Source organism: Acrocarpospora catenulata (genome assembly GCF_018476525.1).
GTDB classification, from domain to species: Bacteria; Actinomycetota; Actinomycetes; order Streptosporangiales; family Streptosporangiaceae; genus Acrocarpospora; species Acrocarpospora catenulata.
In genome coordinates this window covers 93,975-110,315 of record NZ_JAHCST010000012.1, presented here as the reverse complement: position 1 = coordinate 110,315, position 16,341 = coordinate 93,975, and the positions used below count along the sequence as shown (strand labels likewise).

General features: G+C 70.2%; 13 protein-coding genes. 9 read left to right on the top strand and 4 right to left on the bottom strand.

Features of this window, described 5'->3' with window-relative positions; all coding sequences use genetic code 11:
* Window positions 1-7 precede the first annotated feature (7 nt).
* Both KIP79_RS15060 and KIP79_RS15055 read right to left on the bottom strand, forming a co-directional pair.
* Window positions 8-778, bottom strand: a complete 771-nt coding sequence (locus tag KIP79_RS15060; RefSeq protein ID WP_214105416.1) for an SGNH/GDSL hydrolase family protein — start codon at window positions 776-778, stop codon at window positions 8-10.
* A 118-nt stretch (window positions 779-896) separates the two neighbouring features.
* Window positions 897-2,291 carry an Ig-like domain-containing protein gene (locus tag KIP79_RS15055; protein WP_214105415.1) on the bottom strand — a complete coding sequence of 465 codons (1,395 nt, stop codon included), beginning with the start codon at window positions 2,289-2,291 and terminating at the stop codon, window positions 897-899.
* A gap of 460 nt (window positions 2,292-2,751) precedes the next feature.
* Here KIP79_RS15055 and KIP79_RS15050 point away from each other — a divergent pair, with 460 nt between their 5' ends.
* Together KIP79_RS15050 and KIP79_RS15045 are read left to right on the top strand one after the other, a co-directional pair.
* The gene (locus tag KIP79_RS15050; protein WP_214105414.1) at window positions 2,752-6,825 is read left to right on the top strand and encodes a glycosyl hydrolase family 95 catalytic domain-containing protein; all 4,074 of its coding nucleotides are present in this window, start codon (window positions 2,752-2,754) and stop codon (window positions 6,823-6,825) included.
* A 131-nt stretch (window positions 6,826-6,956) separates the two neighbouring features.
* Window positions 6,957-7,598, top strand: a complete 642-nt coding sequence (locus tag KIP79_RS15045) for a hypothetical protein (RefSeq protein WP_214105413.1) — start codon at window positions 6,957-6,959, stop codon at window positions 7,596-7,598.
* A gap of 63 nt (window positions 7,599-7,661) precedes the next feature.
* Here the strand turns inward: KIP79_RS15045 and KIP79_RS15040 are convergent, their stop codons facing one another.
* On the bottom strand, window positions 7,662-8,375 hold the full coding sequence (locus KIP79_RS15040; protein WP_214105412.1) for a DsbA family oxidoreductase: 714 nt from the start codon (window positions 8,373-8,375) through the stop codon (window positions 7,662-7,664).
* Between the two features lie 99 nt (window positions 8,376-8,474).
* Between KIP79_RS15040 and KIP79_RS15035 the strand changes: the two genes are divergently transcribed.
* The 7 genes from KIP79_RS15035 (at window position 8,475) to KIP79_RS15005 (ending at window position 14,312) form a co-directional block, all read left to right on the top strand.
* Window positions 8,475-8,879 (top strand): winged helix-turn-helix transcriptional regulator, encoded by a 405-nt coding sequence (locus tag KIP79_RS15035; protein WP_214105411.1) that lies wholly within the window; start codon window positions 8,475-8,477, stop codon window positions 8,877-8,879.
* 108 nt (window positions 8,880-8,987) lie between these two features.
* Window positions 8,988-10,271, top strand: a complete 1,284-nt coding sequence (gene nhaA / locus KIP79_RS15030; protein WP_214105410.1) for a Na+/H+ antiporter NhaA — start codon at window positions 8,988-8,990, stop codon at window positions 10,269-10,271.
* Complete coding sequence (locus KIP79_RS15025) at window positions 10,268-10,441, top strand: methylated-DNA--[protein]-cysteine S-methyltransferase (protein ID WP_308169731.1); 174 nt, start codon at window positions 10,268-10,270, stop codon at window positions 10,439-10,441. Before nhaA ends, KIP79_RS15025 begins: the two co-directional genes overlap by 4 nt.
* A 152-nt stretch (window positions 10,442-10,593) precedes the next feature.
* Window positions 10,594-11,037, top strand: a complete 444-nt coding sequence (locus KIP79_RS15020; RefSeq protein ID WP_214105409.1) for a 2OG-Fe(II) oxygenase — start codon at window positions 10,594-10,596, stop codon at window positions 11,035-11,037.
* A 176-nt stretch (window positions 11,038-11,213) separates the two neighbouring features.
* Window positions 11,214-12,170 (top strand): D-alanine--D-alanine ligase family protein, encoded by a 957-nt coding sequence (locus KIP79_RS15015; RefSeq protein ID WP_214105408.1) that lies wholly within the window; start codon window positions 11,214-11,216, stop codon window positions 12,168-12,170.
* Between the two features lie 5 nt (window positions 12,171-12,175).
* Window positions 12,176-13,546 (top strand): UDP-N-acetylmuramoyl-tripeptide--D-alanyl-D-alanine ligase, encoded by a 1,371-nt coding sequence (locus tag KIP79_RS15010; RefSeq protein WP_250213283.1) that lies wholly within the window; start codon window positions 12,176-12,178, stop codon window positions 13,544-13,546.
* Between the two features lie 73 nt (window positions 13,547-13,619).
* Entirely contained in the window at window positions 13,620-14,312 is a 693-nt protein-coding gene (locus KIP79_RS15005) for an aspartate/glutamate racemase family protein (protein WP_214105406.1), read from the top strand.
* A gap of 48 nt (window positions 14,313-14,360) precedes the next feature.
* Here the strand turns inward: KIP79_RS15005 and KIP79_RS15000 are convergent, their stop codons facing one another.
* Window positions 14,361-16,325: an ATP-binding protein gene (locus tag KIP79_RS15000; RefSeq protein WP_214105405.1), complete on the bottom strand. Its 1,965-nt coding sequence runs from the start codon at window positions 16,323-16,325 to the stop codon at window positions 14,361-14,363.
* Window positions 16,326-16,341 lie beyond the last annotated feature (16 nt).

Genomic DNA, 16,341 nt, shown 5'->3' with positions numbered 1-16,341 from the left:
TCCGCCGTCAGGTACGGGCGACCGGCAGCAAGTCGGGGCGTTTGGCCGTGCGGCCGTCGCCGGACGAACGCCCCCTGATCCGGCGCACCACCCACGGCGCCAGGAAGCCGGCGCCCCAGGCCAGTTCGGTGCGGGCGCGGCGCCAGGCGGGCACGGGCGGCAGAGTCGGCAGCGGATCGGCCCAGGACCGGTCGCTGCCGGGCACGGCCAGGGCGTCGGCGACCATCGCCGCGATGCGGGCATGCCCCAGCGGGTTGGCGTGCAGGCGGTCGGGGCTCCACAGCCGGGGATCGGTGCACACCTCGTACGGGAAGGTGTCCACCAGCACGACGCCGTGCCGCTCGGCGGCCGCCCGGATGCGCTCGTTGAGGTCCAGCACCCGGGGCCGTAAGTGCCGGACCAGCGGGGCGATCCGCGCCACGTCCGGATAGGTGAAGGTCACCACGCGCGCGCCCGCGGCGGTGAACGCGGCCAGCATGGCCTCCACCTCTGCCGCCACGGCGGCGGCCGAGAAGCCCGACCGGGGCAGGTCGTTCATGCCCGCCGCCACCGTCACCAGATCCGGCTCCAGCGCCAGAGCGGCGTCGGTCTGCTCGGCCCGCACCTGCGCGGCCAGCTTCCCGCGCACGGCCAGGTTGGCGTACCTGAGCTCGGGCTCCCAGACGGCCAGCGACTCGGCCAGCCGATCCGCCCAGCCCCGGTAGCCGGTCAGCTCGTCACCGTCATTGAGCCCTTCGGTCTGGCTGTCACCGACCGCGACGTACCTCAGGTACCCCATTCAGCCCACCTCCTGCGCGCCCGCCGCACCGGCCCACCGCTGGTTCACACTAACGCCACGGGGCCCGGCTTCACCTCGCGGTCTACCGTGGACGCAGATCGCACCCGAACTGGCGGCCCTACTGCATCGGCTGACAGGGCGGCGTCTGGAACACCACCCCGTCGAGGAAGTTGCCGAACGCGCCCCCACCCGCGGACGACACGGCCTGGAAGGAGAATCGGGTCACGGTCTGCCCGGCCGGGACCACGTAGGTGCCCGAGTACTGACGCCAGGCCGTGTTGTCGGTGGCGATGTTGGGCGAGGTCGCCCCGGTCGGGGTCTGCGCCACGGTCGCGCCGGGTGCGCCGATCAGCACCTGCATGACATCGGTGCCCGCGCGGCCGCGGTGCCAGATCGACCAGGTCATCACGGTGCCGGGCACGGTCGGCACGTCCTGGTAGAGAGTGGACGGCTCGCTGGCGTTGAGCTCGGCGAACTGCTGCCCGTCGGCCGAGGGCACGCCCTGGAAGCCGCTGCGCCAGATCTCCAGCATGCCGTCGGAGGCGGTGGTGCGCCAGCCGGCGGCCGGGTTGGTGGACGCGTCGGGGATGTTCCAGTTGGCCGTGGCGACGTACGGGGACTCGAAGCTGCCGTTGGCCAGGGTGATCGGGTTGGTGACGCAGGTGACCACGACGGTGACGGTCGCGGTGCTGGTGCCGCAGGGCGTGCTGATCGTGTAGGTGAAGGTGTCGGTGCCGCTGAGGCCCGTCGGAGGCGTGTAGACGACGCTGTTGCCGGAGATCGCCACGGTGCCGTTGGCGGGTTTGCCGACGGCGGTGATCGTCGTGCCGGAGCCGGTGTCGTTGGCCGGCACCGGGATGGTGACCGCCGTGTCCTGGCGGGTGGTGGCGGTGTCGTTGACGGCCACGGTCGGCGAGATGGTCTGGCCGTTGACGATCTGGATCGGCGGCGCCGGGGTGTTGTCGCCGAGCTGGCCGGGGAAGGCGACGATGCTGCTGATGCCGGTCGGGCGCATGGTCATGCTCCGTCCGGCGGTCCCCTGCTTGACGCGGAAGGTGATGACCTTGGGGGCGGGGTCGGTCTTGGTGCCCGACGACGGGATCGTCAGGGTGGTGCCGCTGATGGTGCCCGCCCCCGACTGGCTGACGATGTCGGCGTTGGCCAGCAGCGAGGAGAGGTCCCAGCTGGTGGTGTAGCTGCGCACGATCAGCGGCCACCGGGCGGTGCGGTGCGCCAACCGGAGGGTGAAGGTCGAGCCGGGCGCGATCTGGCCGCCCCACAACGCGGGCGTGGTGTCCACCGCCACGTTGCCGCTGCCGAGCTGCATGCCGACGACGTTCTTCCAGTAGTAGTTGACCGGGTAGGTCGTCTGGCCCGGCCGTACACAGGACGTTGTGTTCTTCCGCACGCCTGGGGCCGCCTCGGCGGCCCCGGTGGCCATGACCTGCGCCGCCGACGCGGTCACCAGGGTGAGCAGGGCGGCGGCGAGGGCGGATGTACGCCGTTGTGACATCAACGCGAAGCTCCTTCTGATAGATCAACTCCGCGAAACGTTACTGGCTGTGATATTGAAGTCGCTCTTCGTGGCACTGTTTTTGATCTTCGTGTCGCACAAAGGGCCCAGCGCAAGACATCGGATGTCTACTCGTGGTGTGTCGGATGTGTAAGGGAGGATTGTCGGACGTTCCACCAGCTCGGCCTGATCGGTGGTGATGGACATGGCCGGTAAGCTGCGACTGCGGGTCTGGGTGGCGGACATAGAGTCGGATTCCGGGCGCATGTAACGGTCAACCGGATCCGATCACAAGACGGCAAACATCGGATGCCAATCCTTGTTGCCGGGAGGTTTCGGTGCTATTTCATAGATTCGAAAGCCCCTGTGATCGGAGGAATCGGTGATCAACCCCCCACGACGACGGTTAGGGATCACTCTCCTTGCCACGTTTGCGCTGGCCATCGGACTGATCGTGCCGATGCAAGCCCAAACCGCCGCCGAGTCGACAACCAGCTCCCTCCAAACACCCGATGACTTAACGCTGTGGTATGACCAGCCTGCGACCAACTGGGAAACCCAGGCCCTGCCGATCGGCAACGGGCCTCTGGGCGCCAAGGTCTTCGGTGGTGTGGCCACCGAGCAGATCCAGTTCAACGAGAAGACGCTGTGGACGGGCGGCCCCGGAGCCTCGAACTACAACTTCGGTAACTGGACTTCGCCGCGGCCGGGCGCCATCGCCGAGATCCAGCAGCTGATCAACAGCTCCGGCCGGGTCTCGCCCGACACCGTGGCCGCCCGGCTTGGTCAGGGCAAGACCAACTTCGGTTCGTACCAGACCTTCGGCGACCTGTTCCTGGACATCGCCGGCGCACCGGCGAACCCCAGCGCCTACCGGCGCGAGCTGAGCCTGCGCGAGGCGGTGGCCCGGGTCGGCTACAGCGCCGACGGCGTCGCCTACTCCCGCGAGTACTTCGCCAGCAACCCGGGCAACGTGATCGTGGGCCGCCTCTCCGCCGACCAGGGCGGCAAGGTCTCCTTCACGCTGCGCCACACCTCGCCGCGTAACGACAAGACCGTGACCGCCGCGGACGGACGGCTCACCATCCGCGGCAGGCTGACCAACAACCAGATGGCCTTCGAGGCGCAGGTGCAGGTCATCGCCCAGGGCGGCACCCGGGTGGACGCCGGCGACCGGATCACCGTGACCGGGGCCGACAGCGCGGTGTTCGTGCTCTCGGCCGGGACCGACTACTCCGGCGTGTACCCGACCTACAAGGGCGCCGATCCGCACGCCGCGGTCACCGCCAACGTGGACGCCGCCGCGGCCAAGACCTACGAGCAGCTCAGGGCCGCCCACATCGCCGACTACCGCAACCTGTTCGATCGGGTGCAGCTGGACCTCGGCCAGAGCACGCCGACCATCCCCACCGACCAGCTCCGCCGCGACTACACCGGCGGCTCCGCCACCCAGGACCGCGCCCTCGAGGCGATGTTCTTCGCCTACGGCCGCTACCTGCTGATCTCCTCCTCCCGGGAGAACGACATCCTGCCGGCCAACCTGCAGGGCGTGTGGAACAACGTCACCAACCCGCCCTGGGACGCCGACTACCACGTCAACATCAACCTGCAGATGAACTACTGGCTGGCCGAGCAGACCAACCTGCACGAGACCACCAAGCCCTACGACCGCTACATCACCAACATGGTCGCGCCGGGACGGGTCACCGCCCAGCAGATGTACGGCGCCCGCGGCTGGGTGGTCAACAACGAGACCAACCCGTACGGCTTCACCGGTGTGCACAACTACGCCGCCTCGTTCTGGTTCCCCGAGGCCGCGGCCTGGACCACCCAGCACATGTACGACACCTACCGCTTCACCGGCGACGTCGACTACCTGCGCGACACCGCGTACCCGGCGATCAAGGGCGCGGCCGAGTTCTGGCTGGACTTCCTCTACACCGACCCGCGCGACGGGAAACTGGTCGTCTCGCCCAGCTTCTCCCCCGAGAACGGCCAGTTCTCGGCCGGTGCCTCGATGTCACAGCAGATCGTCCGCGAGGTCCTCACCAACGCGCTGGCCGCGGCCAGGAAGCTGGACACCGACCCCGGCTTCCAGACCGAGGTGAGCCAGGCCCTGGCCAAGCTCGACCCGGGCCTGCGGATCGGCTCCTGGGGCCAGCTCCAGGAGTGGAAGACCGACTGGGACTCCCCCACCGACACCCACCGGCACGTCTCCCACCTGTTCGCCCTGCACCCGGGCAACCAGATCGTCGCCGACAGCCCCGAGGGCCGGGCGGCCAGGGTCTCCCTGAACGCGCGCGGCGACGGCGGCACCGGCTGGTCCAAGGCCTGGAAGATCAACTTCTGGGCGCGTCTGCTGGACGGCGACCGCGCCCACAAGCTGCTCACCGAGCAGCTGAAGTCCTCCACCCTGGACAACCTGTGGGACACCCACCCGCCGTTCCAGATCGACGGCAACTTCGGCGCCACCGCCGGCATCGCCGAGATGCTGGTGCAGAGCCAGCACGACGTGGTGCACGTGCTGCCCGCGCTGCCCAGCACCTGGAAGAACGGCTCGGTCTCCGGCCTGCGCGCCCGCGGCGACGTCACCGTGGACGCCGGCTGGAAGGACGGCGCCCCCGACACGATCACCGTACGGCCCGGCAAGACCGGCCCGATCAAGGTCAAGTCGTCGTTCGTCTCCGGCCGCTACCACGTCGTCGACGGGCAGGGCAACGAGGTCGACGCGGACCGGGCCGGCGACGTCCTCAGCTGGGACGCGACCGCCGGTAAGTCGTACACCATCAAGAACGAGGCCGGTGTCACCCTGACCGTGCCCGGCGCGGCCAGCCCGGGCACCGCGTTCGAGGCCAAGGTCACCGTGTCCGCCATCGGCGCCCGCGAGCTGCCCGCCTCCGAGGTGACGCTCACCGTGCCCAACGGCTGGACGGCGACCCCGGCCACCCGCCAGGTGGCGGCCATCCCGTCCGGCTCCTCCCGTGACGCCACCTTCACCGTGACCCCCGGCCCGGCCGACGGTTCACGCTCGGCGCAGCTCTCGGCCAAGGTCGACGGCGGCAGCTGGCAGGGGTCGGCCTCGGCCATCCTCACCCTGAGCCCGTGCGCCTCGCCCGCGCCCGGGTCGGTGCTGGTCGCCTGGGACCCGGTGAGCGGCAACACGGTCACCGACCACTCCGGCAACGGCCGCCACGCGAACGTCACCGGAAGCGCCACCTACGACAACACCGCACCCACCGGCAGCGGGCTGAACCTCAGCACCACCAGCTCGATGGTCACCGCGAACACCACGCTCGGCTTCCTGCCGGAGGCCACCTTCGCGGCCGAGGTGAAGACCGGCGGCACCGGCTACCGCCGTCTGTTCGACTCCCAGCCGGGCGGCGACCCCGGCACCAACGGCGTGCTCATCGACCTCACGCCCAGCAACCAGCTGCGGTTCATCGGCGCCGGCACGGGCGTGACCATCAACACCACCATCCCCACCGGGCAGTGGCTCGACCTGGTGGTCACCCTCGACCGGACCGGCCTGATCACCGTGTACGTGAACGGCACGCAGCGGGCCACCGGCCAGGCCACCTCGGACGGCATCACCGGCTGCACCTCCCGTTCGCTGCGCTTCGGCGTGGACCAGAACAACGGCCAGCGCCTGACCGGGGCGGTCGACCGCGCCGCCATCTTCGCCAAGCGGCTGACCACGGCGGAGATCGCCAACTGGAGGGAGCTGGCCTTCGCCGACCGGACCGCCCCGGTGACGAACGCCACCACCCAGCCTGCTCTGCCGGCCAGTGGCTGGTTCACCGGTCCGGTGTCGGTGACGCTGTCGGCCGTGGACGAGGCGCAGGGCAGCGGGGTGGACCGTACCGAGTACCAGCTGGACGGCGGGGCCTGGACGGCCTACACCGCGCCGGTGGCGGTGTCGGGTGACGGTTCGCACACGCTGGCCTACCGCTCGGCCGACAAGGCGGGCAACGTCGAGACCGCCAAGACGCTGACCGTCAAGGTGGACGCGACCGCTCCGGTGTCGGCCGCGACGGTGGAGGAGGCCACGGTGACCATCACCGCGACCGACGCCACCTCCGGTCTGGAGCGCACCGAGTACTCGGTGGACGGCGGTGACTGGACGGCCTACACCGCTCCGGTCACCGTCACCGGCGATGGTGAGCACCAGGTGCGTTACCGCTCGGCCGACAAGGCCGGGAACGTGGAGGAGGCCAAGTCGGTCACGGTGACCATCGCCACGGCGACGGTTCCGCTGACGGTGACCGCCACCTCCCGCTGTGTGGGCGCGACGGCGTACCTGGCGGTCACGGCCGTCAACGGTGCCGAGGTGCCGGCGTCGATCACCCTGACGACCCCGTACGGGGTCAAGACGGTGGAGGGTGTCGAGCCGGGCAAGCAGGCCTACCAGTCCTTCAACACCCGGGCCAAGCAGCTCGCCGCGGGCACGGTGACCGTGACGGGCACCGCGACCATCGGCGGCAAGCAGGTCACCTCCTCCTACGAGGTCGCCTACACCGCCATCAGCTGCGGCTGACCCAACTTGGCGGTGGCCCCCGATTGGCCCCGGCGTACGCGCCCGGGGCCACCGCCCCACCCCTTACTTCCCGTACCGAACCGGGGCCGGCCCGGCGGCCGGCCCCGCCCTCCCATACATGGAGCACGCGCATGAGAACCAAAACCACTGTGAGAACCGGCCAGATACTGGCCGTATCGGTGCTGAGCCTGGCGCTGGCCGGTATGGCCGCTCCCGCGATGGCGGCCGACGACCCGCCCAGCGACGGCATCGACATCTCGGTCAACATCGCGCCCATCCGCGTTCCGGGTGAAGTGTCGATGACCGTGGCCGACAACAACGGGGTGACCCTGACGGAGAACGGCTCCGACGCCGCCGCCCGCCAGTTCACCGGCACCCTGCCGACCGTGACGGTGACCGACACCCGTCTGCCGGACGAGATCCCCGCCGGTGACTTCTGGGCGGTCGTGGGTCAGTCCAGCCAGTTCACCGCGACCGGCGACCCGTCCAAGACCATCGGCCCGGAGTACCTGGGCTGGGCTCCCCGCCTGCTGTCGGGCTCCTCGACCGGTGCGGTGGCGGCCGGTGAGCCGGTCTCCAGCGTCATCTCCGACGGCACCGGGGCTCCCGCCGTCGGTCTGCAGGGCCAGGAACTGCTGATCTCCACCGCCAACTCGGCTGACGAGATCGGCACCCACCAGGTCAACGCCGACCTCGCCCTGCGCACCCCGGTCGACGTGGCCGCGGGTGAGTACCACTCGACCCTGACGCTCTCGCTGTTCAACCAGTCCTGAGCCGGGGTAGCGTCTCCGGGCCTGGACACCGACCAGGCCCGGAGACGTCCATGATGCGGGCGATCATCTCCCTGTGGCGGGCACCGCGCAGCCGTCCGGGCCGCAGATCTCCTCGGCGTCTCCCACCAGCTGGACGGGATGGGATTCGGTCCAGGCCTGCCGCAGCACCTGGAGCAGGGTGTCGGTGTCCTGGGCGCCGGGAACGCCGTAACGGCCGTCGATGACGGTGAAGGGCACCCCGCGGGCGCCCAGCCGCTGGGCCTGCCGGGCATCCTCCTGCACCTGCGCCCGGAACCGGTGCTCGGTCAGCACCTGCCGGGTCTCCTCCCGGTCCAGGCCGAGTTCGCCGGCCAGGCCGAGCAGCGCGTCCACGTCGAAGATCGAGCGGACCTCGCCGAAGTAGGCGCGGAACATGTGGTGCCACGCCTGGGCGTGCAGGCCCTTGCTGGTGGCGTAGGCGAGGAACTCGTGCGCCAGCTGGGTGTTGCCGACCTTGTTGCCCGACACCACGTACGGTTGCAGCCCGTCCGCCTTCGCCAGTTCCTCGACCCGGCCGGTGGTCGCCTCGAACTGGGCCTCGCTCAAGCCGTACTTCTGGGTCAGGCTCTGCCGGGAGGTCATGACGACCTCCGCCGGCCAGTCCGGTTGCAGCTGGTACGAGCGGTGCACGACCTCGACCTGGCCGCCGTGCTCGAAGCGGGCCACCGCCTGGCCGAGGCGGTGGGTGCCCAGCCCGCACCACGGGCACAGGATGTCGGACCAGATCTCCACCTTCACGGCGGGCCTCCAATTCTTACCACTTGTTCGTTACGACATGATGCGTCAGCATGGAAAGCTCTACAAAAGGCACATCGATGTGCGCGAGACGGGGGCGTCATGGACACGGCCACACGCCGGCGGGAGGCCGTCGCCGTACCAGCGGGACCCTGCTCGCGCTGGCCCGCCGAGAGCCTGCCGATCATCCGGGACGTCCTGGAGCGGGTCGGCGACAAGTGGAGCATGCTCGTGATCGGCACCCTGCGGGACGGTCCCCTGCGCTACACCGACCTTCAGCACGCCGTCCCCGGCATCTCCCAGCGCATGCTGACGCTCACCCTGCGCCAGCTGCGCCGCGATGGCCTGCTCACCAGGACCGCCTACGCCGAGGTCCCGCCCCGCGTGGAGTACGCCCTCACCCCGCTGGGCACCACCCTGCTCGACCTCACGCTGTCCCTGATCGACTGGGCCGGCGCCCACCACCAGGAGATCCGCGACAACCGGGCCGACTTCGACGCGCAGTGACCACCCGGTCAATCGCTGCCTCGCGAGTCCTGATACGTTTCTGACAGGTGTGCCGGGAAGCCTGGTCGGCAGGTGAGCTATTCGACCCCTGCCTCGGAGCGGAGTTCCATGCCCGGCACCACTTCCCGTCTGCTCAGCCCCGGTACCTGGCTTGAAGCCCGGCGCGTCGCCGACATCCTGCGCAAGGAGACCATTGGCGGGGCGCTGCTGCTGGCCGCCGCCTGCGTGGCGCTGGTGTGGGCCAACTCGCCGTGGGCGCAGGCGTACCACGACCTGGGCGCGATCAAGGTCGGGCCCGCCGCGCTGCACCTGGACCTCGACCTGGCCGCCTGGGCCGCCGACGGGCTGCTGGCGATCTTCTTCTTCGTCGCCGGGCTGGAGCTCAAACGCGAGTTCGTCGCCGGCGACCTGCGCGACCCGCGACGGGCCGCGGTACCGGTCGCCGCCGCGGTCGGCGGGGTGCTCGTGCCCGCCCTGCTGTACCTGGCGATCGCCGGCGGGGCGGGCGGCGCGCGGGGGTGGGCGATTCCCACCGCCACCGACATCGCCTTCGCCCTGGCCGTGCTGGCGGTGATCGGCCGGTTCCTGCCCGCCGCGTTGCGCACCTTCCTGCTGACCCTGGCGGTGGTGGACGACCTGATCGCCATCGTCATCATCGCCACCTTCTACACCACCCACCTGTCCGTCCTTCCCCTGCTGGGGGCACTGGCGCCGCTGGCGGTCTTCGCCGTGCTGGTCCAGCGGCGGGTGCGCGCCTGGTGGCTGCTGCTGCCGCTGGCCCTCGCCACCTGGGCGCTGGTCCACGCCTCGGGCGTGCACGCCACCGTGGCCGGGGTGCTGCTGGCCCTGGCCGTCCCCGTACGGCCGGGCGGATCGGCTGATGGTCCGGGGCTGGCCGAGCATTTCGAGCACCGGTTCCGACCGATCTCCGCAGGCGTCGCCGTTCCCGTCTTCGCCTTCTTCTCCGCCGGGGTCGCCCTCGGCGGGCTCAGCGGCTTCGCCCAGACGCTGACCGATCCGATCGCGATGGGCGTCATGGCCGGGCTGCTGGCCGGCAAGCCGATCGGCATCCTGGCCGCGACCTGGCTGGTGGCCCGCTTCACCCGCGCCACCCTGGACGAAGGACTGGCCTGGATCGACATGACAGGCCTGGCCGTCCTGGGCGGGATCGGTTTCACCGTGTCCCTGCTGATCGGCGAGCTGGCCTTCGGCCCCGGCACCCCCGAAGACGCCCGGGTCAAGGTCGCCGTACTGACCGGCTCCCTGGCCACCGCCCTGCTGGCCGCGGTGATCCTGCGGCTGCGTGCCCGCGTCTACCGGCGCATCCAGCTGGCCGAAACCGCAACCGCCGAATCCGCTCAGGACGGGGTGCCCGACCTCCACCCTCGGTGAGGCGGATCCAGGCGCTGGGCGCGGCAATCGGCGCGAACCCGCTGCTGCTGGTACGCCCCTGCCACCGCGTCATCGGCGTGGACGGTTCGATGCGCGGCTACGCGGGCGGCGTCGAGCGCAAGGTGCACCTCCTCACCCACGAGGGCGCCCTGCAGCCGGCCCTCATCTGAACACCGGCCGCAGCACGCCCAGTTCACGGTCCCCGGGAGACCGTGCCCCTTCGCCGCGGCATCGAATACGTCACCATCACCCCGGCCCCGCCCGTCCCCTCACGGCGAACGGGGCCGGGCGGCACCGCACCTCTCATCCAAGGAATCCCGTCATGACCGAGACCACCCGGCTCGCGGGCCCGGTCGCCGGCCGGGTCGCACAGACCGACTGGGCCGCCCTGGCGGCCGAACTCAACGAGCACGGCAACGCCCTGACCGGGCAGCTGATCATCCCCGCCGAGTGCCGCGAGCTCACCGCCCTTTACGACCAGCCGGACCGCTTCCGTACGACCGTGGACATGGCCCGCCACCGCTTCGGCTCCGGCCAGTACCGCTACTTCACCACCCGCGACCGGCCGGTGGCCACCAAACGCGGCTGGTCGAACGGGCCGATGCGGCACGGCGTGAGCACCGTCCGCTCCGGCCACTACGTCACACACCGGGTGTTCTTCGCCGACGAGCCCACCGCCGTCGCCGCCGGATACCGGCCCTGCGCCGTGTGCCTGCCCGCCGACTACGCCCACTGGAAAGTCAACCGAGAAAGCACCACCCGATAAACCCCTCATCAGCCCAGCCGATCTCGTCCTACCCGCTGGCGCAGCGGACGGACTTGCGCTTGGTCAGGAACTGGACAGCGAATGGCCTGGGAACCGGTCAGGCGAAGAGCCGACACTCGGCGGGCTGGTCCTGGGACGGCGAACACCGTGCCGCTGACTGAGGAAGCTGATTGATCGTGACTCAACGCGTACGTGTGGCTGTGCTGGCGGGTGGGCCGTCCGCTGAGCATGAGGTGTCGCTGCAGTCGGCGCAGGCTGTGCTCGATGCTCTGCCGAGGGATCTGTACGAGCCCGTCGCGGTCATCATCGACCGGCAGGGCAGGTGGCCGGTGGAGCTGCGACGCGGTCTGGTGGACGTGGTCTTCCCCGCGTTGCACGGGCCGTTCGGCGAGGACGGTGTCGTCCAGGGGCACCTGGAGACGCTGGGCATCCCGTACGTGGGCTGCGGCGTCCTGGCCTCAGCCGTGGCGATGAACAAGGTCGCGATGCGGCGCGCGTTCCTGGCGGAGGACATTCCGGTCACCCCACATGTGTGGTTCACCGAACACGAATGGCGCACCACCACCGACTACTGGGGTCTGGTGAAGTCGCTTGACTGGCCGATGTACGTCAAACCGGCCAGCATGGGCTCCTCCATCGGCGTCTCACGTGTCACCTCCATGGAGGAGCTGCGCGCCGGTGTGGATCTGGCGCTGGCCTACGACCGGATGGTCATCGTCGAGCAGGGCGTGACCGCGCGCGAGGTCATCTGCGGCGTGCTCGGCGGCTATGACACTCCGGACGCTTCGCTGCCCGGCGAGCTCATCGCGCCCGGCGACTGGCTGGACTATGAGGCCAAGTACCTCAGCCCGGCCGAGATCGCCAGCATCCCTGTCGTGCTGCCGGAACGGGTGGCCGAGGACGTGCGAGAGCTGGCCCTGCGCGCCTTCCGGGCGATCGGTGGCTACGGCCTGTCCCGTGTCGACTTCCTCTACGAGGAGGACACGGGACGCCTGTACGTGCTGGAGATCAACACCATGCCCGGCTTCACCTCCCGTTCCGTCTACGCCAGGGCCTGGGCCGCAAGCGGTCTCCCGTACCCGGACCTGCTGCGCCGCCTCATCGACCTCGCGTTCGCCAGGAGCGGCTCGTGATCCCCATGACGCTGAACAGGATCGCGCAGGTCGTCGGCGCAAGCCGGCATGACGTGCCAGACCCGCAGGCGCTGGTGACGGCGCCCTCCGCGGTCGACTCCCGCGAGGTGGTGCCCGGCGGCCTGTTCGCCGCGACGGTCGGTGCCCGCGTCGACGGTCACGACTACGCGGCCGGTGCCATCGCGGGCGGCGCCGTCGCCGTGCTGGCCGCAAGGCCCGTCGGCGTGCCCGCCCTCGTGGTCGAGGACGTCCAGCTCGCGATCGGCCTGCTGGCCAGGCACCTGCTCGACCACATCAGCCCGACCGTGATCGGCCTGACCGGCTCCGTGGGCAAGACCACGACCAAGGACCTGCTGGCCCAGGTGCTCGAACGGCACGCCGCGACGGTCGCCACCGACAGGTCCTTCAACAACGAGCTCGGGCTGCCGCTCACCGTGCTGCGCGCCGATGCCACCACCCGATACCTGGTGCTGGAGATGGGTGCGGGCCGCAAGGGCGACCTGACGTACCTGACCGGGCTCGCGCCGCCCCAGGTCGGGCTGGTGCTCAACGTCGGCTCCGCGCATGTGGAGCGGATGGGAGCCGGGCCGGCCGACGTGGCCGAGGCCAAAGGCGAGCTGGTCGCGGCACTTCCGGCGGACGGGTTCGCACTGCTCAACGCCGACGACCCGTACGTCATGGGCATGACCGGCCGCACCAGGGCCGAGATCCTGTTGTACGGCCGGTCGTCGCAGGCGCAGGTGCGAGCCGAAAACGTGCGGATGGACGACCGCGCGCGAACCGCGTTCGAGCTGGTGACGCCCTCCGGCCGCGCCCCGGTCGAGCTCGACCTCATAGGCGACCACCAGGTGGGCAACGCCCTGGCCGCCGCCGCCGTCGCCACCGCACTCGGCCTGGGCGTCGCCGAGATCGCCGATGGGCTGACCGCCGCACGGCGGCGCTCCGCGGGCCGGCTGGAGATCGTGGAGCGACCTGACGGCATCACCGTCGTCAACGACGCCTACAACGCCAACCCCGAATCCATGCGGGCCGGGCTGCGGGCGGTGCGGGCCCTGGCCGGCCCCCGTCGTACCGTCGCCGTGCTCGGCGCGATGGGGCAGCAGGCGGACGCCTCCCGCGCCCGGCACGCGGAGCTGGGCCGGCTCGTCGCCGACCTCCGCTTCGACGTGCTGATCGCGGTCGGAGCAGGGGATCCGCTCGCGATGGCGGAGGCGGCGGAGTCCGCGAACCTGGGCATGGCCGTCCATACCGTCCAGGACGTGGCCGGGGCCCTCAGAGTGGCCACCGCGCTTCTCGAACCGGGAGACGTGGTGTTCGTCAAGGCCTCCAGCGAGATCGGGCTCGCCGCCTGCGCCCGGGCACTGGCCGACGCCTGAACAGCTTTTGGTCTGCTAAATGAGCAGGCACTCTCTCTAGCCTGCTGGCACAAGCTGGCGAAACGGAGTTCCATTGCGCACTATCGGTCTCATCGGCGGGTTGAGCTGGGAATCGACGGTGATCTACTACCAGATCATCAACCAGCGGGTACGCGAGCGACTCGGCGGCAGCCATTCCGCCAACAGCCTCATCTGGTCGGTCGACTACACGACCGTCGAGGACCTCATCTTCGCCGACCGCTGGGACGAGGTGAGTAGGTTACTGACCGGTGCGGGCGGGAAACTGGAGGATCTCGGCGCCGAGCTCCTGCTCATCTGCAGCAACACCTTCAGCCGGGTGAGCGACGACCTGGCGGGGGCCGTGAGCGTGCCCGTGCTGCACATCGCCGACGCCGTGGGCGCCGAGATCCGCGCCAGGGGCATGCGCAAGGTCGGTCTGCTGGGCACTCACTTCACCATGGAACAGCCCTTCTACCGGGATCGGCTGGCCGCCCACGGCTTCGACGTGGTCGTGCCGCGGCGTGAGCAGCGGGAACTCGTCCATCGCGTGATCTTCGACGAACTGGTGCGCGGGGTGCTCAGCGAATCGTCCAGGGACGCGTACGCCCGGATCATCGATGATTTCGCAGACGACGGCGCTGAAGGCGTCATCCTCGGCTGCACGGAGATCGAGCTGCTGATCGGTGAGAAGGACAGCGCCATCCCGGTGCTGCCGAGCGCTCGACTGCACGCGGAGGCGGCGGCCGCCTTCGCGCTTGCCGACTGACACGCCCTCGGCCGCGATTCGTTCACGGCGGCAGGGCCGCGCAGGGGCTCAGGTGGATCGGTACGCGGGTGCGTCGGTGCCGTACAGCTCCCGGTGCCACAGGTCGGCGCAGACACGTTCGACGCCGGCCGTCAGATGGCGGCGGTAGGTGGTGAAAGGGAGGCCGAGTCGTTGCGCGGCCAGCTCCTGGGTGGGCGTGCTGCGGAGGAACGTGACGGACAGTGCCCGGTGGAACTTGACCGAGCGCGGATCCTCACGCAGGTCGTCGATCGCCTGGCGTAGCAGGTCACCCAGTGCCGTGGCCGGGTTCTGCCCGGCCCGCTCGGCGATCAACCTGGTGCGCGTCAGTGGGGAGGCGGCCAGCGCGTCCAGCCGCGACAACTGGCGCAACGCCTTGCGAACCGCCTCGGCGAACTCCGCCTGGGACAGCACCGCCAGTCGCGCCGTCGCGGCACTCGGGCCAGGCCCCGCGACGATCCGCTCCAGCCACGCCTGCGCCGGCACCGCGCGCCAGTCATGAACCAACAGGGTGTACGCGTCATCCCCCAGCCGTGGTTGCTCGGAGATGTCACGCATCCCGTAATGCCGTAAATACGCTGGGTTCGGATGCCGTGTCTCGATATATGACCATGCCATCCGCTCGCCCCGCAAACAATTGCCGATCACTCGCCACTGGATCAAATCCATCACCGGCGAGTTTCCGCGATACTGCGGCAGCGTCCACAGCCGGCTGACCGCCAAATGTTCACCGGCGCGCAACGGCGTGGTGGCACGCGCATGCGCCCACGCCATGGCCACGACGGGATCGGCCGTCAGCTCCTCCTCATCGAGTTCCGCCAACCGCAACCACGCGGAGAAAGCCACCGGCTCGCCGGTATCGGTCCGTCGATACAGCCGGAACGCCTCCAGCTGACGTTCCGCCCAGAAAGCGGCGCAGGCCGCGGACGCCGCACCCTCCGCTGCCGTCGCCACCCGGAGCAACGTGCCGACGTCCTCCTCCCGCACCACCTCTTCCTGGAACCCGCCCTCGTCGTGGCGGCCGTGGAAACCGGCCGGCGCCCCGTTGCCGCGATGCAGGTAGAGCAGTGCGGCCACCGCGCCGAGCACGTCCACATCGCTCGCCGTGCGCACCCGCTCCGCCAGATGCGCATGAATGCGGTCGTGCATCACCGCGTACCCCTCGGGATCCCGCCATCGCAGGTCCGCCTCCAGCAGCTCCCGCACCACCTCATGCGGAAACAGCCCGAGACTGCTCGACTCCACGAACGGCAACCGCCGCAACCACCGGAACAACGCCCCGGCATCCCCCGGCAGGGCCGCCCGCAGCAGGTCCTCCGTCGTCATGTACGCATGCGCGCAGATCTCCAGCGCGTGCCGATGCGCCGCCGAAGGCAACTCGCCCACCAGCTGATCCAGCAACGTGGCCACCACGTCCTGATTCGGCGTCCACCGGTCGGCGGCCCCGCCGTCCTTCACCGCCACGGTCGCCCCCAGCAGCAGCGCCGCCGGATGACCATCGGCGAAGGCCAGCAGCGGCTCGCGCAACTCGGCCGGCACCCCGGTGGAGTCCATCAGGGCCTGTGCGTCTCCGGCCCGAAGGCCGCGTAGCGGCAGCACCTCCAGCGCTCCCGCCCATGCCGGATCCGCCTGCCACCGCATATCCGGCGGGTTTCGCCCCGCGATCACCACCAGCGCCCCCATGGGCACCCGCGGCAGGAACCGCTCGCGCAGCCATCCCTCCAAGCCCTGGATTCGTTCGAAGTCGTCAACCAGCAGCACCATGTCCGCATCGCGAATCACCAGCTCAGCCTCGGACGCCGCCGATGGCTTCAACATGAGCCCGTCCACCATGGACACCGGCCGCCCCGCCACCGCGGCCTCTTGGGCGAACCGCCGCAACAAGGCCGACTTCCCGATGCCGCCGGGGCCGTGCACGTACAGAACGCTGCAGCCGCCGCCGTACAACGCCGCGTTGAAAACCGCGAGCTCTTCCTCTCGCCCCACGAACGCCATCTCGCGCGCTGCTTGC